This is a genomic window from Kitasatospora sp. NPDC001660, from assembly GCF_053596725.1.
Genome location: NZ_JBSFGU010000028.1, coordinates 23763 through 46637, shown reverse-complemented (window position 1 = coordinate 46637; position 22875 = coordinate 23763). Strand labels below are relative to the sequence as shown.

General features: G+C 70.0%; 24 protein-coding genes and 1 pseudogene. 12 read left to right on the top strand and 13 right to left on the bottom strand.

Annotation, left to right across the window (positions count from 1 at the left end):
• Window positions 1–48: 48 nt before the first annotated feature.
• The 3 genes from ACWCXH_RS26365 to ACWCXH_RS26355 all read right to left on the bottom strand — a co-directional run bounded on the left by ACWCXH_RS26365 (window position 49) and on the right by ACWCXH_RS26355 (window position 3029).
• On the bottom strand, window positions 49–1005 hold the full coding sequence (locus tag ACWCXH_RS26365; RefSeq protein ID WP_449803948.1) for an SDR family NAD(P)-dependent oxidoreductase: 957 nt from the start codon (window positions 1003–1005) through the stop codon (window positions 49–51).
• An 88-nt stretch (window positions 1006–1093) separates the two neighbouring features.
• Window positions 1094–1978: an MBL fold metallo-hydrolase gene (locus tag ACWCXH_RS26360; protein WP_449803947.1), complete on the bottom strand. Its 885-nt coding sequence runs from the start codon at window positions 1976–1978 to the stop codon at window positions 1094–1096.
• A 67-nt stretch (window positions 1979–2045) separates the two neighbouring features.
• On the bottom strand, window positions 2046–3029 hold the full coding sequence (locus ACWCXH_RS26355) for an aldo/keto reductase (protein WP_449803946.1): 984 nt from the start codon (window positions 3027–3029) through the stop codon (window positions 2046–2048).
• A 95-nt stretch (window positions 3030–3124) separates the two neighbouring features.
• Between ACWCXH_RS26355 and ACWCXH_RS26350 the strand changes: the two genes are divergently transcribed.
• Window positions 3125–3712 (top strand): TetR family transcriptional regulator, encoded by a 588-nt coding sequence (locus ACWCXH_RS26350; protein ID WP_427393501.1) that lies wholly within the window; start codon window positions 3125–3127, stop codon window positions 3710–3712.
• 76 nt (window positions 3713–3788) lie between these two features.
• On the opposite strand, the gene ACWCXH_RS26345 is transcribed toward ACWCXH_RS26350, so the two are convergent.
• Together ACWCXH_RS26345 and ACWCXH_RS26340 are read right to left on the bottom strand one after the other, a co-directional pair.
• Window positions 3789–4526 (bottom strand): Rieske (2Fe-2S) protein, encoded by a 738-nt coding sequence (locus ACWCXH_RS26345; RefSeq protein ID WP_387630579.1) that lies wholly within the window; start codon window positions 4524–4526, stop codon window positions 3789–3791.
• Window positions 4523–5149: an RNA polymerase sigma factor gene (locus ACWCXH_RS26340; protein ID WP_449803945.1), complete on the bottom strand. Its 627-nt coding sequence runs from the start codon at window positions 5147–5149 to the stop codon at window positions 4523–4525. Before ACWCXH_RS26340 ends, ACWCXH_RS26345 begins: the two co-directional genes overlap by 4 nt.
• 281 nt (window positions 5150–5430) lie before the next feature.
• On the opposite strand from ACWCXH_RS26340, the gene ACWCXH_RS26335 reads away from it, so the two are divergent.
• Genes ACWCXH_RS26335 through ACWCXH_RS26325 form a run of 3 tightly spaced genes read left to right on the top strand, consistent with a single transcriptional unit; the run spans window position 5431 to window position 7372 of the window.
• The gene (locus ACWCXH_RS26335; RefSeq protein WP_449803944.1) at window positions 5431–5970 is read left to right on the top strand and encodes a plastocyanin/azurin family copper-binding protein; all 540 of its coding nucleotides are present in this window, start codon (window positions 5431–5433) and stop codon (window positions 5968–5970) included.
• Window positions 5971–5978: 8 nt separating this feature from the next.
• Complete coding sequence (locus ACWCXH_RS26330) at window positions 5979–6896, top strand: metallophosphoesterase family protein (protein ID WP_449803943.1); 918 nt, start codon at window positions 5979–5981, stop codon at window positions 6894–6896.
• Entirely contained in the window at window positions 6893–7372 is a 480-nt protein-coding gene (locus ACWCXH_RS26325; RefSeq protein WP_449803942.1) for a hypothetical protein, read from the top strand. The genes ACWCXH_RS26330 and ACWCXH_RS26325 overlap by 4 nt, the downstream gene beginning before the upstream one ends.
• Window positions 7373–7608: 236 nt before the next feature.
• On the opposite strand, the gene ACWCXH_RS26320 is transcribed toward ACWCXH_RS26325, so the two are convergent.
• Together ACWCXH_RS26320 and ACWCXH_RS26315 are read right to left on the bottom strand one after the other, a co-directional pair.
• Window positions 7609–7935, bottom strand: coding sequence for a putative quinol monooxygenase (locus tag ACWCXH_RS26320; RefSeq protein WP_387630568.1), 327 nt, complete (start codon window positions 7933–7935; stop codon window positions 7609–7611).
• 14 nt (window positions 7936–7949) lie between these two features.
• Complete coding sequence (locus ACWCXH_RS26315; RefSeq protein ID WP_387630566.1) at window positions 7950–8336, bottom strand: nuclear transport factor 2 family protein; 387 nt, start codon at window positions 8334–8336, stop codon at window positions 7950–7952.
• 123 nt (window positions 8337–8459) lie between these two features.
• On the opposite strand from ACWCXH_RS26315, the gene ACWCXH_RS26310 reads away from it, so the two are divergent.
• Both ACWCXH_RS26310 and ACWCXH_RS26305 read left to right on the top strand, forming a co-directional pair.
• On the top strand, window positions 8460–9287 hold the full coding sequence (locus tag ACWCXH_RS26310) for a MerR family transcriptional regulator (protein WP_449803941.1): 828 nt from the start codon (window positions 8460–8462) through the stop codon (window positions 9285–9287).
• A 77-nt stretch (window positions 9288–9364) separates the two neighbouring features.
• A complete protein-coding gene (locus ACWCXH_RS26305; protein ID WP_387630563.1) occupies window positions 9365–9814 on the top strand; it encodes a MarR family winged helix-turn-helix transcriptional regulator in 450 nt (149 codons plus the stop codon).
• A gap of 77 nt (window positions 9815–9891) precedes the next feature.
• Here ACWCXH_RS26305 and ACWCXH_RS26300 read toward each other — a convergent pair whose 3' ends face one another.
• From ACWCXH_RS26300 to ACWCXH_RS26290, 3 genes are all read right to left on the bottom strand, one after another.
• The gene (locus ACWCXH_RS26300; RefSeq protein WP_449803940.1) at window positions 9892–10488 is read right to left on the bottom strand and encodes a cysteine hydrolase family protein; all 597 of its coding nucleotides are present in this window, start codon (window positions 10486–10488) and stop codon (window positions 9892–9894) included.
• A 21-nt stretch (window positions 10489–10509) separates the two neighbouring features.
• Window positions 10510–11904: an MFS transporter gene (locus ACWCXH_RS26295; protein ID WP_449803939.1), complete on the bottom strand. Its 1395-nt coding sequence runs from the start codon at window positions 11902–11904 to the stop codon at window positions 10510–10512.
• Window positions 11905–12166: 262 nt separating this feature from the next.
• Window positions 12167–12370: a hypothetical protein gene (locus tag ACWCXH_RS26290; protein ID WP_449803938.1), complete on the bottom strand. Its 204-nt coding sequence runs from the start codon at window positions 12368–12370 to the stop codon at window positions 12167–12169.
• A gap of 112 nt (window positions 12371–12482) precedes the next feature.
• On the opposite strand from ACWCXH_RS26290, the pseudogene ACWCXH_RS26285 reads away from it, so the two are divergent.
• Window positions 12483–13738 (top strand): annotated as a pseudogene (locus ACWCXH_RS26285) (PP2C family protein-serine/threonine phosphatase).
• A 327-nt stretch (window positions 13739–14065) separates the two neighbouring features.
• Window positions 14066–15106: a PP2C family protein-serine/threonine phosphatase gene (locus ACWCXH_RS26280; RefSeq protein WP_449803937.1), complete on the top strand. Its 1041-nt coding sequence runs from the start codon at window positions 14066–14068 to the stop codon at window positions 15104–15106.
• A 210-nt stretch (window positions 15107–15316) separates the two neighbouring features.
• Here ACWCXH_RS26280 and ACWCXH_RS26275 read toward each other — a convergent pair whose 3' ends face one another.
• A complete protein-coding gene (locus ACWCXH_RS26275) occupies window positions 15317–15691 on the bottom strand; it encodes a nuclear transport factor 2 family protein (RefSeq protein WP_449803936.1) in 375 nt (124 codons plus the stop codon).
• Window positions 15692–15820: 129 nt separating this feature from the next.
• Between ACWCXH_RS26275 and ACWCXH_RS26270 the strand changes: the two genes are divergently transcribed.
• From ACWCXH_RS26270 to ACWCXH_RS26255, 4 genes are all read left to right on the top strand, one after another.
• Window positions 15821–16633 carry a MerR family transcriptional regulator gene (locus ACWCXH_RS26270; RefSeq protein WP_449803935.1) on the top strand — a complete coding sequence of 271 codons (813 nt, stop codon included), beginning with the start codon at window positions 15821–15823 and terminating at the stop codon, window positions 16631–16633.
• A gap of 362 nt (window positions 16634–16995) precedes the next feature.
• Window positions 16996–18429: a molybdopterin-dependent oxidoreductase gene (locus ACWCXH_RS26265; protein ID WP_449803934.1), complete on the top strand. Its 1434-nt coding sequence runs from the start codon at window positions 16996–16998 to the stop codon at window positions 18427–18429.
• Between the two features lie 2 nt (window positions 18430–18431).
• The gene (locus ACWCXH_RS26260) at window positions 18432–18932 is read left to right on the top strand and encodes a hypothetical protein (protein WP_449803933.1); all 501 of its coding nucleotides are present in this window, start codon (window positions 18432–18434) and stop codon (window positions 18930–18932) included.
• Window positions 18929–19609, top strand: coding sequence for a class I SAM-dependent methyltransferase (locus tag ACWCXH_RS26255; RefSeq protein ID WP_449803932.1), 681 nt, complete (start codon window positions 18929–18931; stop codon window positions 19607–19609). Before ACWCXH_RS26260 ends, ACWCXH_RS26255 begins: the two co-directional genes overlap by 4 nt.
• Window positions 19610–19702: 93 nt before the next feature.
• On the opposite strand, the gene ACWCXH_RS26250 is transcribed toward ACWCXH_RS26255, so the two are convergent.
• Both ACWCXH_RS26250 and ACWCXH_RS26245 read right to left on the bottom strand, forming a co-directional pair.
• Complete coding sequence (locus ACWCXH_RS26250; protein ID WP_449803931.1) at window positions 19703–21541, bottom strand: glycoside hydrolase family 15 protein; 1839 nt, start codon at window positions 21539–21541, stop codon at window positions 19703–19705.
• Between the two features lie 224 nt (window positions 21542–21765).
• Window positions 21766–22593, bottom strand: a complete 828-nt coding sequence (locus ACWCXH_RS26245) for an SDR family NAD(P)-dependent oxidoreductase (RefSeq protein WP_449803930.1) — start codon at window positions 22591–22593, stop codon at window positions 21766–21768.
• Window positions 22594–22875 lie beyond the last annotated feature (282 nt).

The following is a 22875-nucleotide window of genomic DNA, read 5'->3' as shown; positions in this document are numbered from 1 at the left end:
ACACGTCGGGTACAGCCGGCCGCCGATACGCGCGTACCTGGGGCCTGGCTAGTGGACGAGGGCTTCGGACACGGCCCACAGTCGGGTGGCGTTCTCCCGGTCCAGGGCGTAGGGCGCCACGCCCGCGATGGCACCGGCTCGTTCGGTGACCGTCTGTGCCTGTGCGCAGTCCTCGAAGTAGCGGCCGGTGAGGCCCTCCACCGTCGGCGAGGCGGCCAGCAGCGCCGTAGTCGCGGCGCCTTGCTCGACGGTCTTCTGAGGGGGCAGTGCGAGTCCGGTCGTGTCGATGAAGCCGGCCAGTTGCTCCGCGCCCATGTACCGGGCCAGCGACGTGTCGGCGATGTTGCCCGGCATCAGTGCGTTGGCGGTGATGCCGTCGTCGGCCCACCGCTCGGCGGCCCCGACGGCGAACAGGACGTTGGCGGTCTTCGACTGCCCGTAGGCGGTCCAGGGGTCGTACGGGCGGAAGCGGTAGTCCAGGTCGTCGAAGACGACCGGTGAGAAGAGGTGGCCGATCGAGCTGACCGAGACGATCCGCGCGCCCTGCGCCGCCGCGAGTGCCGGGCGCAGGCCGACGGCGAGCGTGAAGTGCCCGAGGTGGTTGACGGCGAACTGAGCTTCCCGGCCGTCAGGGGTGCGGGTGAGCTCCGGAAGGGCCATCACCCCGGCGTTGTTGACCAGGATGTGCAACGGGCCGTCCCAGGCGGCCACGAACGCCTCGACCGTGGACCGGTCGGCCAGGTCGAGGCGTGCCACGGTCAATGTGCCTGATGAGGTCGGCAGTTCGGCCTCCAAGCGGGCCGTCACGCGCGCACCGGCGTCGGTGTTCCGCACGGCCAGGGTGACGTCGGCTCCGGCCGCGGCGAGCGCCCGGGCCGTCTCCACTCCGATCCCGGAACTGGCACCGGTCACCACGGCCCGACGGCCGTGCAGGTCCACGCCGTCGATCACCTCGGCGGCGGTGGTGCTCGCCCCGAATGTGCGGGGCGTCTGAGGTACTGACATGAGGGGCTCCTGATCTGCGGGCGCCGGGTGTCCGAACGTGCCGTTCACGTGCCGATGGTGGTCGCTCTCCCCGGCGTCACGGGTGTGCTTAGCGGGACGCCGGCGTGTGGCCCACGGGGGTCCAGGTGTACGTGCCGCCGGTCGGCGTGACCCGACCGAACACGCCGTTGGTGAAGTGGCCGGCGGCGATCACGGTGTCCGGTCGCCGGAGCACGCGGTTGCGCACCGCTCGGGCCTGGTCCGGATTGACGTCCGAAGAGAACACGCAGGCCGGGTCGGCCATTTCTACCGGAGCATGAAAGATGTCTCCCGCGATGAACACCGATTCGGTGCTGGCGCCCGACGGGTCCCGCACGACGACCGCCAGGTGACCGGGGGTGTGACCGGACGTGTCCTCGACAGCGAGGCCGGGTGCGATGGTGTCGCCGTTCCCGATGAACTCGACGACACCCTTGAGTGGCTTGATCGTGGCCTCGGCGTCCGGCCCGCCCAGCTCGCCTGCCGCCTCAGTTGTCCAGTGCCGCCACTCGGCTTCCGCCATGAGATGCCGTGCCCGGGCGAAGGTGAGGCCGCTCGGCGTTTTCGGCTCGGGTGCGCTCGGAACCGGCGCGACATCGCTGGTCCAGCCGATGTGGTCGAGATGCAGATGGGTGTACACCACCGTGTCGATGTCGTCGGGGGACAGTCCTTCGGCGGCGAGGCTCTGCAGGAGCCGGCCGCCCTGCACATGGGCGAGTCCGGGAAGATTCACGTCCATCTCGCCGAGACCGAGATCCACGAGGATCTTCTGGTCCCCGGCGCGGATGAGGAAAGCTCCGAACGTGAGGACGAGCTGGCCGCCTTCGAGCGAGCCGGGGTGTGCCGACCAGTCCACCCCCGGCATCATGGTGTCCGGATTGTGTACACCGTGTCCGTCCAGGAGATAGGTGATCGACGTCTCGCCGATGGTGATCCGATCGGCCGTTCGGGGCATGGGAATGTCCTTTCGTGATGCACTGGTGTGAGGTGTCGGCTGCCCACCGCCGCGCGCTTGCGTGAACTCAACCGTTGAGCGTTCGCATCAGCTCGGGCGCGTAGCGCTCGCCGGTGACCACGCCGTGCGGGGCGACCGCCTCGATCGCGGCGATGTCCCGGTCGGTGAGGGTCACCTCGGTCGCGGCGGTGTTCTCTTCCAGGTAGCGGCGGCGCTTGGTGCCGGGGATGGCGACGGCGCCCTGGTGCTGCACCCAGGCGAGCGCCAGCTGGGAGGGGGTGACGTCCTTGTCGGCGGCGAGACGGTGGACCTCGCGGACAACCGCGAGGTTGCGGTCGAAGTTCTCGCCCTGGAAGCGGGGGTCGGTACGGCGCCAGTCGTCCTCGGCGAAGTCGTCCGGGCTGGTGATGGCACCGGACAGGAAGCCGCGCCCCAGCGGGGAGTACGCCACCAGGCCGATTCCCAGCTCCTCCAGGGTGTCGCGCACCCCGTCGTGTTCGATGCCGCGCTCGAAGAGCGAGTACTCGGTCTGCACGGCGGTCAGCGGGTGGACCGCGTGGGCGCGTCGGATGGTCTGCGCGGACGCCTCGCATACGCCGATGTGGCGGACCTTGCCTTCGGTTACCAGCTCGGCCAGCGCGCCGACGGTCTCCTCGATCGGCACCTTGGGGTCGATGCGGTGCAGGTAGTACAGGTCGACGTGGTCGGCGCCCAGGTGCCGCAGTGAGCGTTCGAGCGCCCGGCGCACGTACTCGGGCCGGCCGTTCAGGCCGAGCACGCGGCCGTCGTCGGTGATCTCCACGCCGGTCTTGGTGGCGACCACGGCTGCATCCCGGCGCCCGGCCAGCGCCTTGCCGAGGAGCTGCTCGTTGACGAATGGGCCGTAGCTCTCGGCGGTGTCCAGCAGGGTGATGCCCAGCTCCAGCGCACGGTCGATGGTGGCGAGCGATTCGACTTCATCGGTGGCGCCGTAGAAGGCGCTCATCCCCATGCAGCCCAGGCCCTGGGCGCTGACGGTCAGACCCTGGCGGCCGAGTGTGTGGCGTTCCATGGGATTCCTCCATAACTAACTGGATAGATACATGACCGTATGGCTCTGATCCACCAATGTCAATAACTAGATAGTTACTTGGTAGGGTGGTGGCCATGCCACGCGACTCCCAAGCCACCAGGGCCCGGCTGCTCGATGCCGCCTTCACCGAGTTCGCCGCCTACGGCATCGCCGGGGCCCGGGTGGACCGGATCGCCGAGACCGCAGGGGCGAACAAGCGGCTGATCTACGTCTACTTTGGCAACAAGGAGGAGCTGTTCGACGAGGTCCTGCGACGGGCGCTCACGGAGGGGGCCGAGTCGGTGCCCTTCGACGTCGACGACCTGCCCGGGTACGCAGGCGCGATCTTCGACCACCTCGTCGCCCGGCCGGACCTCATGCGCCTACGGCTATGGAAACTGCTGGAGCGCCCCTCCGCCACCGGACTCGAGCCCGACGCTTTCCGGCGCAAGGCCGCCGAAGTGGCCGAAGCGCAGCAGCGTGGTGACCTCGCCCGGGAGCTGGTGCCCGACGATCTGCTGACCATGGTGCTCGCCGTGGCCCAGGCATGGTTCTTCGCCGCCGAAGGCCGCGACGCGGGGGAGGGCGGCCAGGCATGGTCACCCGAGCTGCAGGCCCTGCACCGCTCGGCAGTCGTCGAGGCCGCCCGCCGGATGACCGAGCCACGGGCGGCACACCAGTAGCAGCCCCCAGTCAGCGCACGGTCTGACCCAGCTGCGCAGCGCATGGCTCCCTTCACAGCCGGTCTCCTGCCGGACGTCACGCGCTGGACTGCGGGGACTGGGACTGGCTGATCGCCGGGGCGTAGATCTGGATGGTGCCGTCGAGTTCGCGCACGGGGAGTCGCGGCAGCGTGGGCAGGGGCTCCCCGGCCTGGTGCGGACGCGTCAGGTTCACCCCGGCGAGGCTGAAGGTCGCGCCGTGGCACGGGCAGGCGAGTCGGTCGCGTGCGCTGTCGAGGCCGAGCCGGCAACCCTGATGGGTGCAGATGCCCGAGACGGCCCGGACGCGCCCGTCGGTGCGCCGGACGAATCCGGTCACCGTGCCCAGGTCGAAGGCGACGACGGCGCCCTCGGCAACCTCGGCGGTGCGGGCGACCGGCTGCCAGCTGCCGATGTCCGGGACGATTTCCTCGGACGAGCCGGGCTGCTGTGCCTGCGCGCCCGCGTCGGGCCCTACCAGGAGCTTTTCCGCGGCCATGCCGGCCACGGCGCCGGTGGCGGTGAGCGCGCCCGCGGCCAACACCCGGCGACGCGGCGGGGTGCGCCACGCCGGCTGCGGTGCGGGCGTGGCAGCCTGCGCCTGCTCCTGTTCGCGCAACTGCTGGCGCAGCCGGTCGACGAACGCTGGGGAGGGGCCCTGGGCGTCCGGTCCGGCGGCCGCCAGATCGATGGCGGTGCGCACGACGGCGAGCTCTTCCTCGGTGGCCGCGAACGGCTTGGGGCGGCGCCGGCCGAGCAGCCGTTCCACGTAGCGGTCTACCGCCTGCCGCCTCATGGCGCTTCCCCTTCCATCTCGGCCTTCTTCTCCACGTCGGCGGCCGCGCGCAAGGCGCGGTGCTGGATGACCTTCGCGTTCGCGACGGTGACCCCGAGTTCCGCCGCGGCCTGCCGGATGGTGTACCCGCGCAGGAATCTCAGCACGAGGATCTGCCGGGACCGTTCAGGTAGCGCGTCCAGGATTTGCTGGGCACGCGCGCCGGCGGCCTCGTTGTCGGCCTCCTCGGCGCCGGGCGCTTGATCGGCCAGGTCGGTGGCGTCGGGGTCGATCTCGGTGACCTGGTGGCCCAGCGTGCGCCGCCAGTGCTCGGCGAGCACGGTGCGCGCGGTCGCCGTCAGGTAGGCGCGTACCTGGCCGATCTCGGCGCCGGCGTGCAACGGCCCGAACGCGGCCGTGAACACCTGCGAGGTCAGGTCTTCGGCGTCGGGACGGTTGCCGACCTTCGCGAACATCAACCGGTAGATCCGCCCCACGTTGTCGGTGTAGATCGCGTCCCAGTCGGGATACGTCGCCGACGGCAGCACCACCGGGGGGCGAGTCGTCGGCACCGCGGTGTCAGCCCGCCTGGCCATGCCCAGGCCGACCCGTCTGAGCGCTGCGAACCTGTCGCGACCGGCCACAACTCATCATAGAGCGCGGCGTACACCAGACCCGTTGCCTCGGCATCGATAGACCCTTCGTCGATTCTTCTCGCCCAGAGATACGGGCCGGGGTTACAGCGGTGCGCGGTGCCGGTGTAACCCCCGTCCGTATCCCCTTTGCGAAAGCGGTGCGGGTGTAACCCCCGTCCGTATCCCCTTGCGACGGCGGCGGGCCGTGGCGCATCGCCTGGTCCACGCCCGCCGAATCCAGCTCGAGGTCTTCATCCGCGCCCGTCCAGGGCCGATCAGAAAGCCGAACCATGGACAAGTCCTTCCCCCGGCGCCGGGCCGGCGCCGCGGCCGCGCTGCTCGCGGCGGCCGGCCTGACCCTGGCCGCATGCTCCAGCCCCACGCAGGGCACCGCGTCGGCCACGGCCACCGCCATCACGGCCGGCTCCGGCCAGTCGAGCCTCGCCGGGATGCCCGGCGCCACCGGAACCGGCGCCGCGCAGCCGTCCACGGCGCCGACCGCAACCGCTTCCATGCCGCCGATGACGATGCCGGCGAGCGCGGCCGCGCAGACGCCGGCCGGGGCACCGGCCGCCACCGACAGCGTGGCCATCAAGAACTTCGCCTTCGCGCCCGCCGCCATCACGGTGAAGGCCGGCACCACGGTGACCTGGACCAACCAGGACACCGACGCGCACACCGTCACCAGCCAGAACAAGGCGGGAGCGTTGAACTCGCAGGCGCTCAACACCGGGCAGAGCTACTCGTACACCTTCACCACCCCGGGCACCTACGGCTACCTGTGCACCATCCACCCGTTCATGACGGCCACGGTGACGGTGACCCAGTGACCGCCCCCATGACCCGACGCCAGCTCGCACGGCACGCCGGCTGGTTCGGCGCCGCCGTGGTGCTGAGCGTCACCGGTGGCGAGGTCATCAGCCACATCGCCAACACGCGCGACAGCATCGCCTCCGCGGCGACCGGCGATGCCGACACCCTGCGCTTCGTGCAGATCTCCGACAGCCACATCGGCTTCACCGGGCCCGCCAACACGGATGTCACCGGCTCCTTCACCCACGCCATCGACCAGGTCAACAACCTGGGATTCCGGCCGGACTTCGTCCTGCACACCGGCGACCTGACCCACCTGTCCACCCCGGCACAGTTCGACCAGGTCAAGCAGATGATGAGCGGGCTGCGCACCGATCGCGTCTTCACGGTCCCCGGCGAGCACGACTCCGTGGACGACCACGGCCGCGCCTACCAGCAGGCCTTCGGGCGCGGCACCGAAGGCGACGGCTGGTACAGCTTCGACACGCACGGCGTGCACTTCATCGCGCTCGTCAACACCCTCAGCCTGGAGAAGCTCGGACACCTCGGCGCCGATCAGATCGACTTCGTGCGCCGCGACGTCGCCGGCCTGTCCTCCGACACCCCGATCGTCGTGTTCAGCCACATCCCGCTGTTCGCCATGTACCCGCAGTGGGGGTGGTCCACCGACGACTCGCTGCAGGTGCTGAACCTGCTCAAGCGGTTCTCCTCCGTCACCGCACTCAACGGGCACGTCCACCAGCTGTTCAGCCGAGTCGAAGGCAACGTCACCTTCCACTCGGCCACCACGACCGCCTACCCGCTGCCCAAGCCCGGCCAGGCCCCCGCGCCGACCCCGCAGGTGCTGCCGGCCCGGCAACTGCACACCGCCCTCGGCATCCGCAGCGTCGAATACCGAGAGGGCACCACCTCACTGGCGATCACCGATCAGGAACTGACATGAACGACACCCCCGCGTTTGTATCCAGGCGCATCCTCGCGATGACCGCAGCCCGCCCGCCCGCAGCGGCGAGAGCGCTCACCGTGGCCGCCGGGGCCGCGCTCATCGCCAGCGGCGTCGTCCACGCTCAGCTCTACCTCGATGGCTACCGCTACCTGCACGCCGTCGGCATGCTGTTCCTGCTCCAAGCCGCGGCCTCCTTTGGCTTCGGCCCGCTGCTGCTGGCCGGAGCCCTCCTCCGGCCGCCCGCGCTCATCCGACTCGCCGCAGCCGGCACCGCTCTCGGCGCGCTCGCCGGATTCGCGGCCTCACGCACCACAGGGGTCTTCGGATTCATCGAGCACGGCCTGCAACCCGCGCCGCAGGCACTCATCAGCATCGTCACCGAATGCGCGACCGTGCTGGCGCTCCTCGCAGCCGGATACCTCACCGTGCGGCACGGAAAGCTACCTGCATCCCTTCCACCGGCCGCGAGTTGAAGACGAACGACGCCGCGCAAGACCCTGTTGCAGGCCGCCGCACTCATGAACCGGCTCGCTGCGGGCGCCTCGTGAGGGGTCGGCGCTGACCGCCGGAGGCAGTCGGCGCCGACCCGGCGGGAACGGGTCGCTCGTTCCCGCCGGAACGGAACTCGGACAGCCTTGCCGGGCGTCCGCCCGGGTGAGGACTTCGACTCGGCGGGTGCGGTGCCCGAATCCTCTGCGCGGTCCGGCTGTCAGACCTCCTCCGTGCGCGCTGCGATGCCCTTGCCGTGGTAGATCTCGTCGTAGTAGTGGATCACCAGGGGGCGGGTGAGCATGGCCTCGAAGGTGGCGGTGAAGCCGTGTTCGGTGCGCCAGGCGAGGTAGTCGGTGTAGTTGTGTGCCTCGGTCCACTGGGTCAGGCCCGCGACATGGTCGGCGTCGTTCTGGTCGCGCAGGATGCGGATGTCTTCGCAGCCCTCGTGCTTGAGGCTCTCTCCCAGGATGTCCAGCAGCAGGTTCGCGACGTCGTCGCCGCGGCCGGGCTGGGAGAAGAGCTCGGTGATGACCAGTGTGCTCATGGATCGGCTCCGGCTCAGTAGGGCGAGGGCTGGTTGTGGATGACGGTCAGGCTCACGATCTTGCCGTCGCGGATGGCGAAGTAGCTGGTCATGACCAGCTCCTCGGGGAGGTTGGTCTTGTCGTAGGTGCCGTCGTACTTGGCCCGGACGATGAGGTCGCCGTAGTGGTCGAAGATCTCTCGGACTTCCATGGTCACGTGGTCCCCGACGAACTCCTTGTCCATGAACGTCCGGATGGCGTCGGCACCCCAGATCTCGCGCCGGTTGTCGTTGACGTAGGCGCCGGGGGCGAAGGTGCCGACGATGCGGTCGGTGTCGAAGGCGTTCACGGCGGCGATGTGTTCGGCGACGATCGGGGGCAGCTCGGTGATGATCTCGCTCGGGGATGGCTGGCTGGGCACGGGCTCGGTCCTCTCTCGGTCCCTCGTGGTGTCTGCGCCCAGGTTCCGGGATCCCCCGGTGGGAGGGGCAAGGGCCGCTTCGCCGATTGACCCTCCCACCGTGGGAGGCTTCAAACTGGGAGGGTGATCTCCACGCTGGCCATCGGTGACTTCTCACGGGCGACGCATCTGAGCGTCAAGATGCTGCGCCACTACCACGAGATCGGTTTGTTGGAGCCGGTCGCGGTGGATCCGGACACGGGTTACCGTCGCTACGGTTCCGATCAGATCTCCACGGCTCAGATCATCCGCCGGTTCCGGGACCTGGACATGCCGTTGGACGAGATCCACAAGGTCCTGACCGCCCCGGACGTGGAAGCCCGCAACCGGCTCATCTCCGGCCACCTGGCCCGTCTGGAGGCCAACCTGGCCCGCACCGAGGAGGCGGTGTCGTCGCTGCGGAACCTGCTGGACCATCCGGCGGCAGCCGAGGGACCGGTACAGCACCGCTACGTGCCGGTCACCCTCGCTGCGGCGATCACCGACACGGTCGACGTCGGCGACGCCCTGACCTGGTACCAGGGGGCGCTCGGCGAGCTGAAAGCCACGGTCACGGCCCAGGGGATCGCCCCGACGGGCCCGGCTGGAGGGATCTTCTCCAACGAGCTGTTCGCCGACGACCGCGGCCAGGCCACGGTCTTCCTGCCTTGTGACCCTTCCCCCAGGCTCATGGGCCGGGTCGCACCGCTGGCCGTCCCGTCCGTGGAGCTGGCCACCGTTGTCCACGCCGGCTCCCATGCAGACATCGACCGGGCTTACGGCGCGCTCGGCGCGTATGTCACCCGCCACGCCCTGGCGGTGGAAGGACCGATCCGGGAGTACTACCTGGTCGGCCCGACCGACACGGCGGACGACAGCCTGTGGCGAACCGAGGTGGGCTGGCCGATCTTCCGCACCCGCCCCACCCGATGACCGCCACGAGAAGGGCCTGACCTGGACGCGATACCGGTGAAATGGCAGGCGGCCTGCTCACCGGCTAGTCTTGCCGGGTGGGGAGCGCAGCAACACCGGAAGCAGAGATCGCCGCCGAGTTGATGAAGGCGATGACTCGCCTGCGTGCCCGGCTGCGTACCGAATCGGCACCTGAGGAAATGCGATGGACCTGGTCGCAGGTCAACACCTTGGCGCGAGTGGTCGCCGAAGGTCCGACCACGGCAAGTGCGCTGGCAGCAGCGGAGCACGTACGTCGCCAGTCGATGGCTGAGACGCTCTCGACCCTGCGCGCCGATGGCCTGGTGACTGCCAGCGAGGATCCCACCGACCGGCGCAAGGCGCTCATCCACGCGACGGCCGAGGGGCGGGCGCTGGTCGAGACGATGCCGGCGGCCCGTGAAGCCTGGCTCGAGGTGGCACTGAGAACCCAGCTCAGGGCGGATGAGCGCAAGACCCTGTTGAAGGCCGCCGCACTCATGAACCGGCTCGCCGACGGCGCCTCGTGACGGGCCAGCGCTGACCGGCCGCAGGCGTCGGCGTCGTTCCGGCGGGAATGGGTCGCCCGTTCCCGCCGGAACGGAACTCAGACAGCCTTGCCGAGCGTCCACAGGTCGTCGGTGTCCATGATCTCTGCCTGCTGCGGGAACACCTTCTCGATCAGGACCCGGTGGACCTCCGGATCGGGGTCGGCGGTCGCGTCTTTGAGCACGTAGAGCCGGTAGTCCTCGTCGGCGGCATGCCGGAGAGTTGTCAGGACGACGCCTGAGGTGGAGAGTCCGGCGAGCACGAGCGTGTCGATGCCCTGGGCTTGCAGGCTCTCGTGGAGACCGGTGGCGTCGGAGAACGCGCCGATGCGGGTCTTGCGCACCACGATGTCGCCGTCCCGCACATCGAGGCAGTCGTGCAGGTCGGTCTCGGGACTTCCGTCGGCCAGGAAGCCGTGCTGCGCGACAGCGGCGAATGTCTTGTTGCGCCCGGGCACGGCCGCGAAGTCCTCCGGCGCGAAGGCGACCCGGACGTAGACGACGCGGACGTCGTGCGAGCGGGCCCAGGCAAGGCCCGCCTGCGCGCGCGAGAGCACGTTCTCGCTGTCGGGCACGGCGGCCAGGACCGCAGGCTGAAAGTCCGTCAGCAGCAGGGCGGTACGGGAGGGGATGATGGGCGGGATGGGTGCGGTCATGTCCTTCTGTCTTCCTGTGTTCTAGGAGGCGTCGGCAGCGGTGGTCGTGAGCCGTTGCGGCTCCTGGCCGGCGGGTTCTTTACGGGCGGTGTCGGCCAGACGTCGGTCGAAGGCCGTCATGAGGAGGACGACGGCGCCGATGACGACGAGGGCCCATGAGATGTGGTGCAGGCCGGTGTCGTCGACCCGGCTGTGGAAGGCCATGCCGGTGATGGCCGCCGAGGCGATGGAGCCGACGTACCCGAAGGTGCGCAGCAGCCCTGAGGCGGTGCCGATGCTCTCGGCCGGGGCCTCCCGGTACAGGACGGTCTGGTTCGCCACGGTGCTGGCCCCTGACGTGAGGCCGAACAGCGCGGTGACGGCAACCAGGGCGATGATCGGCGTCCCGGTGGTCAGAGGCAAGGTGGCGACGGCTCCCACCAGCAGCAGAGCCGCGGAAGCGATGAGCCAGGCCCGGACCCCGCTGCAGCGGGAGGCGATCCGTGCCGTGACGGCCGACAGGGCGCCCATCGGGATGAGGATCAGACCCGCCTGGAAGCTGGGCAGGCCGCGAGCGGCCTCGAGCCACTGGGTCAGCCCGTAGAGGATCACGTACGTACCCAGCAGGGTCAGGCCGTTGCGCAGGTAGGTGCTGGTCAAAGCGGGGTTCGAGGCCAGCAGGCGGACGTCCAGGAACGGATTGGCCGCCCTGAGCTCCCAGGCGACGAGCACACCCGTCAGCACGACGGTCGCGACCAGGAGGACCCAGTCGGGCTGCTGCAGGTCGTTGAGGAAGAGCAGGAGTGTGATCAGGGTGCCGGCGAAGACGATCACGCCTGGCAGGTCGAGGCGCTGGGCGATCGTGCGCGGGGAACGCCTCCGTTCACGGGCGGGGTCCTTGCTGATCCACGCCAGAGCCATCACCAACGCCAGCAGCGTGGCGGGGACGTTGATCAGGAACGCGGTCCGCCAGCCGAACCATCCGACGAGGAGGCCGCCTACTGCCGGACCGATCGCCACGGTGGCCGCACCGGCGACCGCCAGGCCGCCGAGAACGCTGCTGGGCGGCTCATGCAGTCCCGCTGTCGCGGCACGCCGGCGGATCAGCAGCATCGCCGAGGGGTAGCAGGCGGACGTGCCGGCGCCGATCAGAACGCGGGCGACGATCAAAGGGGTCATGCCCCATGCGAAGCCGCCGAGGAATCCCGCCACGAGCACGGTGAGGGTGCCGGCCAGGAACACCCGCCGCGCGCCGAACTCCTCAGCGAGCCGTCCGGCGGCGGGCTGCGCTATCGCGCTGGTCAGGTACAGGGTCGAGATCAGCACCGCGGTCTGGCCGACGGCTATGTGCATCGCGGCCGCGATGGGCACCAGCGCCGTCGCGATCATCGAACTGTTCACCGGGTTCAGTGCGGCGCCCACATACAGCGGTGTCACGAAGCGTGCACCAAAAGGCTTCCGGCTCGCGTCACTTGCCGGGCGCCGGTCTACCGCGTCGGCACTGCCTGTGACATTCATACGCGACTCCTCCGTGTGTCCGGGCGGCCGGCTCTCCAGGAGACGCCTCGCCAAGAAAGTAAGCAGGCTGCCTGACAAAAAGATTAGCAGGTTGCCTGCCTATATTCGGCGCCGCGCACGACATGCGGCTTCGGAGCCCTGCCTCTATCTGCAGGGCGTGCGAACACGCCCCCGACTTCGTTCAGAACAGTGCCAGGCCCTCGCTGCTGGTGCCCGGAACGACGGGCCGGAACTGCGCGGGGACGGTGTCATGGCGGCCGGGCCCCGCAGCGGCGGCCACCGCCGGGGCTGTCTCGGCCAGCCAGGTGCGGAATCGGTCGACGGCTTCGCGGTAGGGGACTTGCGCCAGGATGCGGTGCTTCCCGCCGGGGCCAGCAGTCCACACTCAGGGTGATCATGCAGGAGCGGGGCGCCTGCACGTCGGTCGCGATCTTTTATCGCAGCCGGAATGAGACCCGAACGGATGGGTGCAAGACTGAGAAGGCGGAGGTGGTGTCATGGCCGACGAGGACGACCGGGCGCCCGCCACCGTGGCGCACGAGCGGCTGCTGGAACAACTGCTCGCCGAGGCCAACGCGATCGCCCCCCACCGTCTGCCCGCACTGGCGAACCGCGCCGCCTGGGCACTCGGCCTGGACAGCGCCACGGTCTACCTCGCCGACCTCCAGCAGCACCTGCTCATCCCCCTCGACGAACAGACCGACCGGCTGCCCGTGGACTCCAGCGAGGCAGGCTGGGCCTACCGCACACTGTCGCTGCGCGTCCACGAGTCCCAGGACGGCGTGACGGCGTGGCTACCGATGGTGGACGGCGCGGATCGGCTCGGCGTGCTGGGCGTACGGGCCGGCGTCCTGGACGGGGTGCGGCTGCGCCGCTGCCGGCTACTGGCTCGGCTACTGGCCATGATGGTCAGCTCCAAGCGCACCTACAGCGACTGGCTCGTTGCCCGTTCCCGCACGCAGCGCATGCAGCTGCCCACCGAGGTGCTGCGCGCCTTCCTGCCACCGCACAGCATCGGCCGCGCCGGCTGATCTCCACCGCCGTGCTGGAGCCCGCCTACGCGCTCGGCGGTGACGCCTTCGACCACTCGGTGACCAGGAACATCCTGCACGCCAGCATCTTCGACGCGACGGGCCACGACCTCGCCTCGGGGCTGACCACCGCGATGGTGATGGCCGGCTGCCGCAACGCCCGCCGCTCCCGTGCCGACCTGCTGAACACGATCGAGGCGGTGGACCAGGCGCTCGCCCAGTGGCTCCCCGAACAGTCCTGCACCGGCGTGCTGTGCCGGCTGGACGTGGACACCGGCGTGCTGCAGTGGTGCAACTGCGGTCACCCGTCGCCCCTGCTGATCCGCGACGAACGCGTGCTGGAGCACGCCCTGGAAAGCCCCCCTCAGCCGCCGATGGGCCTGCCGTTCCGGCTCGCGCCCACCCACCGCGAGGTGCACGAGACGATGCTGGAACCCGGCGACCGGGTGCTGCTCTACACCGACGGCGTCACCGAGGCCCGCAGCGAGCGCGGCGAGGCGTTCGGCCGGGACCGGTTCACCGACTTCATCATCCGCTCCTCCGCGGCCGGCCAGCAGCCCTCCGAGGTCCTGCGACTGCTCATCCACGCGATCCTCGAACACCAGGGCAGCGACCTCGGTGATGACGCCGCCATCCTGCTCGTCGAATGGCACCCCGAACTCATCGACTCTCATACTCCGCCCCGGCTCAGCCGCGCCGGTGGCCACAGTGAGCCGCGATAGCCTGCGCTGCCCACAGCTCGCTTTCCTCAGCGCGACCGCTGCGAGATCAGCGACGTGTGTCCGGCCCGGGAGGGCACGTCGCGACGGTAGCGCTCCCAGCGGGCGGCGAACCTCGGTCCCGGCGCCGCGCCCGCCACCTCGGCCGCGTCCGATGACGCTGGCCGCTGGCCGGTGGATGGCGGACGATGGAGACGAAGATGCGCCCGGACTCGAGGGAGTCAGGCTCTTGTGTTCCAGCTCCAACGCTTTGCCGTCCAGCGGGTGACCAGTCTCAGGCAGCGAGCACGCACCAGCGGCGCCGCTACCGTCGTGGTGCATCTGGCGCCCTTGGCACTGATTCCGCTGATCACCCTCCTCGATCTGGTGAACCCCACCGCTCTGCTGCTGAACCGGCTGTTCGTGGCAGCACCCGCACTGGCGGCGGCCAGCTGGAACGTGATCGGCACCGGCCTGATCGGGCTGGCCGCCCTCGGCACCGATGTTGCCCTGGCGCTCGGCTACGGCCTGTTCGGTCAGCGAGGGTCATGGCTGACCCTGATCGTGATCGCCGTGGTCACGCTGGCCGCCATGTACGTCAGCAAGGTGCGCCAGCAGCGCGAGCGTGCCCTCGCCGACGTCCTGTCCGTCGCCGAGGCCGCCCAACAAGCGCTGCTCAGGCCGCTGCCGCGCCGCCTGGGACCGTTGCGGATGGAGGCGCTCTATCTGGCCGCGGCGGCCCGCGCGCGGATCGGCGGCGACTTCTACGAAGCCCAGTACACGCCCTACGGCATCCGGCTGCTGATCGGCGATGTGCGCGGCAAGGGCCTGCCCGCCGTCCAGGTGGCGGCCGTGGTGATGGGCGCGTTCCGGGAAGCGGCGCCCGAGGCGCCGGACCTGCCCGCGCTGGCCGCCCGCCTGGAGACCAGCGTGCACCGCTTCTCCCTCCAGGTCCCTGCCCCGGACGCCGAGGAGCGCTTCGCCACCGCCCTGTTCCTCGAGGTGCCCGAGAACGAATCCGTGGTCCGCACCCTCAGCTGCGGCCACCCGCCGCCGCTGCTGCTGAGCGAGGGACGGGTCCACGTGCTGGAGTCCAGCATGCCCTCCCCGCCACTCAACCTCGCCATGCTCCTGGAGGCCCAGTACACCGTGGACGTCTCGCCCTTCCGGCCGGGCGACAGCCTGCTGCTCTACACCGACGGGGTGAGCGAGGGCCGTGACCTCGCGGGGGACTTCTACCCGCTGACCGAACGCGTCGAGGGGCAGCGCGGCACATCCCCTGAGGCCCTGATCGAGCATCTGCGCACCGATCTGCTGGCCTACACGGCGGGAACGTTGGACGACGACGTGGCCGCCCTCGTCGTCCACCGCACCGCCCTCAAGCAGGGATGAGGCCGGCGAACACGCTGCCTACGGCAGCCGTGAGAATCCGGCTGGGGCGGGAGTCGTCGCCGCGGCCGGGCCGGCCGAAGAACTCAGCAGTGACCAGTGCGCTCAAGGGGATGTTCCTTCCGGGTCCGGTGTCGATGCCGCCCGCCACCAGGGAGCGGCCGGGCAGGGCTTCGCGGGCGGGGCGGTGCAGTCGGCTGCCGTCTGGAGCCGTCAGTAGGGGGACGGCTGGTTGTGGACGATGATCAGGGAGGTGATCTTGCCGTCGGCGACGGTGAGGTAGCTGGTGAGCACCAGCTCGTCGGGCAGGTTCGTCTTGTCGTACTCGCCGTCGTAGCGGGCCCGCACGATCGTCAGGGCGCGGTGGTTCACAACTTCGGTCACGTCCATGGTGACCTTGTCGCCGACGATCTCACGGTGCGCCCAGGCGCGGATCGAGGTGGTGTCGGCGAATTCGCGGCGCACGTCGTTGACCAGGGCGTCGTCGGAGAGGGTCGCCATGATCGCGTCCACGTCGAAGGCGTTGACTGCCTCGATGTAAGCCGCGACGACGTCGGGCAGCTCTGCGGCCTGGGCGTTGCTGTTCATGGGGGGCTCCTTCGATGACCTTGGCACTGTGCGGTGCCTACTGCCCACGTTGGGCCCTGCCCTGACAGGAGGGTCAACCGAGGATCTTCTGCTGGACCCTCCGGTAGGGGGAGGGTTGATACTGGCGCCATGCACAAAGGCCTGACGGTCGGCGAGTTCTCCCGGGTGACGCATTTGAGCATCAAGATGTTGCGGCACTACCACGACGTCGGGCTGCTCGCGCCGGCCGACGTCGACCCGGGCACCGGCTACCGCTACTACTCCTTGGACCAGGTGCCCACGGCGCAGGTGATCCTGCGCAACCTGGAGATGCCCGTGGCGGGAGTGAAGGCCGTGCTCGCAGCCGAGGACGTGAGCACCCGCAACGAGTTGATCAGCGCGCATCTCGCGCGGCTGGAAGATCGGCTCGCCCAGGCACAGAGCGCCGTCGAGTCGCTGCGCGAGCTGCTGTCCCGTCCGGCACACGGGGCGGCCATCGAGTACCGCACGGTCCGCGAGCAGCCAGCGTTCGGGATTCGCGAGGTCGTCGACCGACGCGACCTGGTGAGCTGGTGGCAGGGCGCGCTCGGCGAACTGCACGGCTTCACCACCGCGCGACGCCTGCAAAAGACCGGCCCGGTCGGTGGTCTGTTCGCGGGCGAGCTGCTCCAGGACGAGCGCGGTGAGGCGCTCGTGTTCGTCCCCGTCGACGGCGATGCGCGCCCGGTCGGCCGGATCGGGGCAGTGGTCGTGCCCGGTGCGGAACTCGCGGTCGCCGTCCACCACGGGCCCCTGCAGACCATCGATCTCACCTACGGTGACCTGGGCACCTACGCTGCACGCCACGAGATCGGCGTCGACGGCCCGCTGCGCGAGTTCTACCTGCGCAGCCCCCTCGACGCGGCCAACGAGCACGACTGGGTCACCGAGGTCGGCTGGCCCATCTTCCGCGCGAACGGCTAGCGGTGGTTCGCTCGCACCGGCACGGGTTACGGCGTGCCCTGATCGCCGTGGAGGCGACGCCGATCACGGCGAACCGGAACACTTCCCTGGTCAGCGCGGTGCGGTCGGGCCGGGTAGGGGCGCTGCGCCGTGCGCTGAGGCGTTGCACCCCACCGGCATGAGGTCACCGTGCGGGGATCCGGCGAGTTGTGCGGAGTGCCGGTTCGGCCGTTCGGCTGGCGACGGACACCCGCGTGCATGCCTGAAACGGATAGCTGACCCGGTTCGTGTCAGTTTGTAGCTGACGACTTGACCAGCGCGGCCGACGCGTGGGATTCGACTCACCCCGCTGCGAGTCAGCCTGGGTACGAAGGAAGTGGCCGATGGGCAGTGGTGGACGGCCGCCGGCCCCGGGCTCCGGCGGCCCGCAGCGACCGGGATCGGACGAGGGGAAGGCGCGGGGGCGCCTCGAACGCGTTCGCGCCGCCGCAGCGGCGCGAGCCGCCAAGGCGGTCGCTCGTACCCGGGCCCTGGTGCGGCGGGTCGAGGAGATTCCTCCGCCCCCGGGGCCGTTCCGGTCCGGCTTCTGGCGCAGCCCGATCCGCGGGCCCTGGCTGACCTCCGTGTTCGGCCTGGTGCTGCTCGTCGGTATTCCGCTGCTCTTCGTGACCGGTGCACTGTCCTACGCCGCCTACAACCCCGGCCTCGGCGTACTCAACGACCAGACCCCGGACAAGGGCCTGTTGGGCTTCTACCTCTTCGACTGGCCCACACATCCGTACTGGCTGTACCGGCTGACCCAGGGCGTGCACGTGACGCTCGGCGTGGTCCTGGTGCCGGTGGTGCTGGCCAAACTGTGGTCGGTGATCCCGAAGCTGTTCGAGTGGCCGCCGACCCGCAGCGCCGCCCACGCGCTGGAGCGGTCGTCGCTGCTGGCGCTGGTGGGCGGGGTCGTCTTCGAATTCGTCACCGGCATCCTCAACATCCAGCTCTACTACGTCTTCCCCGGCTCCTTCTACACCCTCCACTTCTACGGCGCCTGGGTGTTCATCGCCGCCTTCGTCGTCCACGTATCCCTCAAACTCGGCCGGATGACCCGCGCACTGCGCTCCCGCGGCCTGGCCGCCGAACTGCGCACCGACCTCGCCCACACCCGGCCCGAGCCACCCGACCCCGACGGCCTGGTGCCGACCGCCCCCGCGCCGCCGACGATGACCCGCCGCGGAGCAGTGGGCATGGTGGGGGCGGGCTCCCTGCTGCTTCTCGTGGTCACCGCCGGACAGAGCATCGGCGGTTGGCTGCGCGGCACGGCCCTGCTCGCGCCGCACAACCGCGAACCGGGCAGCGGCCCGAACGGCTTCCAGATCAACAAGACGGCGGCGTCCGTCGGCGTCAACCCGGCGCATGTCGGCCCGGACTGGCGGTTGGAGGTCCACGGCCCTGGCCTGGCTCTGGTCTTCACCCGTGCGCAGCTCCTCGCGCTGCCCCAGCATGCCGCCGCACTGCCGATCGCCTGCGTGGAGGGATGGTCCACCCCCGACCAGCACTGGAGCGGCCTGCGGCTGGCCGACCTGGCTGCTCTGGCGGGCCTGCCGGCCGCTGCAAGCGTCCTGGTGGAATCCGTCCAACCACCCGGCCCCTACAGCTCGGTGGTACTGCGGGGCAACCAGATCCACGACCCCCGATCACTGCTCGCCCTGCACGTCAACGGCGTGGACCTCTCACTCGACCACGGCTACCCGGCCCGCATCATCGTCCCGGCCAACCCCGGCGTGAACAACACCAAATGGGTGCACCGACTCACCTTCAGGACCTGACCATGGCACGCTTCGTCCGCTGGTACGGCTCCGGACCCCTGCACCTCCTCGTCCTGATCGCCTCGTTCGCTCTCACCGGCTACGCCCTGGTGCGCCTGTTCGCCGAGCGCCCGCTCGGGGTGGCGATCTGGTTCGTCGGCGCGGCCATCGGCCACGACCTGATCCTGCTGCCCCTGTACTCACTCGCGGACCTCTCGGCCCAGTCCGTGCTGCGCCACCGCCCGGAACGTACTCCTGCGGTGCCGTGGATCAACTATCTGCGCGTGCCCGCCTTCCTGTCCGGTGTTCTGCTGCTCGTGTGGTTTCCCCTGATCCTCAATCTGTCGATCCCCTACCAGGGCGACACGCGGCTGCCGGAAGACATCTACCTTGGCCGATGGCTGGCGATCACCGCCGTGCTGTTCGGCGCGGCAGCGATCGCCTTCGCTCTCAAGCTTCGCCGCGTCCGGCGGGCCGCCCGAGTAGACGAGGAACGACCCGCACCAGGTAACGACGCACCGTGACGACCGATGAGGAAGCGCCGTCCCACGCCGGCGCGGACCCCTACGCGCACGTGCTGCGCAGCGGCCACGGACCGGTGTACCTGCGGCTGACGGACGGGCGCCGGATCCGGATGCCGGTGCATCGCTGGTACGCGCAGCCCACCGTGGCCGACGAATCCGTGCTCAAGCGCTGCGTCGGGCCCGTTCTCGACGTCGGCTGTGGACCGGGGCGGCTCTGCAGAGCGCTCCTGGGCCGCGGGTTCCCCGCGCTCGGCGTCGATGTGGCTCCCCTCGCGGTGGCCTATACCGTCGCTCTCGGCGGCAGAGCACTGTGCCGATCGGTCTTCGACCGGCTACCGGCCGAGGGCGGCTGGCAGACCGTCCTGCTCATCGACGGCAACATCGGTATCGGCGGCGACCCGCATGCCCTGCTGCGCCGATGTGTCCAGCTCGTCAGCCCGACGGGTGTCCTTCTCGTCGAGGTCGGTCCTCATGACGTCGAGGAGCTCTGCGCCGCCTGGTTCGAAAACGTCCACGGCCACAGGGGGCCGTTGTTTCCCTGGGCGCGGCTGGGAGCGCGGGCGCTCCGCAGGATCGCCCGGGACTTGGCCCTCAGCGTTATCGACCAGTGGCAGAGCGGCCACCGATGCTTCCTCGCCCTCGGTTGCCAGGGCCCATCCTCGGGCTATCCGTGCTGAGGTCGGCTGACGGCGTGGCACGGGATACGACGGGCGGTGCCACGGGGCCGTCCCGCCCGGTCGGGCAACCGTCGGTGGCCGGGGCAAGGGCCGTCAGCCGGTTGATCGGGGCTGCATTTGCGTGGGTTGCCTCTCGGCATCGCGGATGGCGCGGGCGGCGTTGATCAGGCCGATGTGGCTGAAGGCTTGTGGGAAGTTGCCGAGGGCCTCCCCTGTGGTGGCGTCGGTCTCCTCGGCCAGCAGCCCGACGTCGTTGGCATGCGCGAGGGCGGTCTGGAAGACGTGCCGTGCGCGGGTGGTGTCGCCGGTGAGGGCGAGGGCATGGGCGAGCCAGAAGGTGCACAGCAGGAAGGCGCCTTCGTCTTCGGGCAGCTCGTCGCTGAGGTAGCGGCGGACCAGGCCGTCGCGGTGGGTCAGGTGGGTGGCGATGGCCAGCACGGTGGACTGGACGCGGGGGTCGTCGGGCGGCAGGAAGCCGACGATGGGTAGCATCAGCGTCGAGGCGTCGAGTTCCTCACTGCCGAATGCTTGGGTGAAGGCGCCCAGGCGGGGACTCCAGCCGCGCTCTTCGATGGCTTCGCGGATCCGGTCGCGCTCGTGCCGCCAGTGGGGTAGGCGGGCTTCGGCCTGGAGGGTGGGTGCCATGGCGATGGCACGGTCCAGGGCGACCCAGCACATCAGTTTCGAGTGCAGGAAGTGTCTGCTGGGCCCGCGTCGCTCCCAGATGCCCTGATCCGGCTGGGACCACCGCCGGGCGGCTGTCTCCGCCGCCTGGACCAGGAAGGTGCGGGTGACCGGGTCCAGACGTTCGCCGGGCGGGAGGGTCTCGTGCGCGGCGTCGAGGAGTTCGCCGTAGACGTCGAGTTGACGTTGGCGCCAGGCGTCGTTGCCGCTCCGAACGGGGCTGCTGTCGCGCCAGCCGGTCAGGTGGGGCAGGAGCCGCTCGCTGAGATCGCGTTCCCCGCCGATGCCGTACATGATCTGCAGGTCGACGCCGCGGTCGAGCTGGTTCACCGCGGCTCGGGCGAGGAAGTCGAAGAACTTCTCCTTCTCCTTGTGGCAGGCGGCCGTGGCCAGCGCCTGAAGGGTGAAGCTCGCGTCGCGGACCCAGGTGTACCGGTAGTCCCAGTTGCGGGTTCCGCCCACTCGCTCGGGCAGGGAGGTGGTGGCCGCCGCGACGATGGCGCCGGTCGGCGCGAAGGTCAGGGCGCGTAGCACCCGTCCACTGTGGCCCACCTCGTCCTGCCAGGGGCCGGCATACGCGCGGTGGAGCCGCGACCACGAGCGCCAGCCGTTGATGGTGTCGCCGAGGCGGCGTCGGATGCGCCCGGCACGCCAGCGCATCGGCTCGCGCTCCCAGGCCGGCTCGACGTGCAGGGCGAATCCCAGGCGCTGCCCTGCCCGCAGCGGGATCCGGCCGTGCGCCGTGGAGCCGCTCACCCGCAAGTCCACGGGGCTCGACAGGAGCAGGATGTGGGCGCCTCCGTGCGCGGCGAGTCCGCCCCGCAGGGGTGTCAGGAGCGGGTGGACGAGTCCGAACTCCGGGCGCGGCGCGTAGGCGATCTCGATGGTCACCTGTCCTTCGGTGCAGGTGATCTGTCGCAGGAGCACTCCCGGGGAGGCGCTGCCGAGTGCGTGGCCGCGTTCACGCCGTCCCAGGGCGAGGGCGTCGCACAGCACCACCGTGCCGTCGTCCGTGCGGAAGGTCGTTTCCAGGACGAGGGTGTCTTCGAGGTAGCGGCGGCTGGTGTCGGCAGGTTCGGTGGGGCGGATGGACCAGTGGCCGGCGCTCTCGTCGAGGAGTCGGGCGAAGATCGCCGGGCTGTCGAACCGGGGAAGGCACAGCCAGTCCACTGAGCCGTCGGAGGTGACGAGGGCGGCCGAACGGCAGTCGGAGAGCAGGGCGTGGTCACCGATCGGTCGCGCGCTCATTCATCGCATCCCGTCCATCTCGGGCCAGGCGAGACGCTCCGGCGAGGACGAGGCGAGGACCACTCGCCCGCGCCGCGCGTCGCTTCAGACACCTGAGAAGCATTGACTCCGAAGCCTCCGGGCACAGCGCATTCGCCCAACGTCAGACCTTGGCTGCAGGAGGAGCCAGGAGCGGCCGTCCGTGCCCCTGATGGCCGCACGCACGCCGTGGCCGGCCTCGCGGTTCACGTGCTCGGGAACAGGGGGCCGCCCGCCATGAGGCCTCCGTCGGCAAGGAGGATGTGCCCGGTGACGTAGCTCGCCTTGTCGGAACCCAGGTACTGGACGGCCCCGGCGATCTCCTCCGGGGTACCCGCCCGGTGCATGGGCAGCACCGAATCGACCGCGGCACGTACCGTGTTGTCGCCGGTGAACCGCTCGTACATGGGGGTCCGCGTGAAGCCGGGCGCGACCGCGTTGACCCGGATACCGTGAGCGGCGCCTTCGAGCGCGGCCGCCTTGGTGATGCCGACGACGGCGTGCTTGCTCCCGACGTACAAGGCCGCCCCGGGGTAGCCCATCAAGCCGAAGACAGAGCTGACGTTGACGATGCTGCCTGCGCCCTGTTCCCTCATGACCCGGAACTCGTGCTTCAGACAGAGCAGCGTTCCCTTGACGTTGGTGTCGAAGATGGCCTGGTATGCCTCGTCGGTCACCTCGGTGACAGGGCCGGGTGTTCCCTCGGTGCCGGCGTTGTTGAAGGCGACATCGATCCGCCCGAACCGCGCGACCGCGCGGTCGACGAGGTCCTTCACATCGGCGTCGAAGCGGACGTCGGCACGCACGAACTCGGCCGGGGCGCCGAGGTCGGCCAGTTCCCTGGCGAGCTGCTCACCCACGTCCTCGTGGCGGCCGGAGACCACGAGGTTCGCGCCTTGACGGGCGTAAGCGAAGGCGGTGGCACGGCCGATACCGGTGAGCGCACCCGTGATGAGGACGACGGGATCAGACACGTCGAGAGTCCTTCCTGCAACTACCCAGATGAACGATGGGCAAGCGGTTCGAAACCCCACGACACCGGGTTCCTCTACAGGCTGGGGCGTATCCCCCGCTAAGCCCACAAGGAAGGTGTCTCAGCCGGGCGACAGCCGCATCGGACCCGACCGCCGCATCCATCGAACGGCGGCACTCAACGACCCGTATGGCCGAGGGGCGGCGGCCGGGACGGTTCACCATGGTCTCCGTCTTGCCCGGCCTGGAGGCGGTCACCACGGGCCCTGCCAGCGTGCTGAACTCGACGGATGCCGCACCAAGGGTGCTGGTCAACAGCTCCACGGTGTCCACCCTCGAGATCA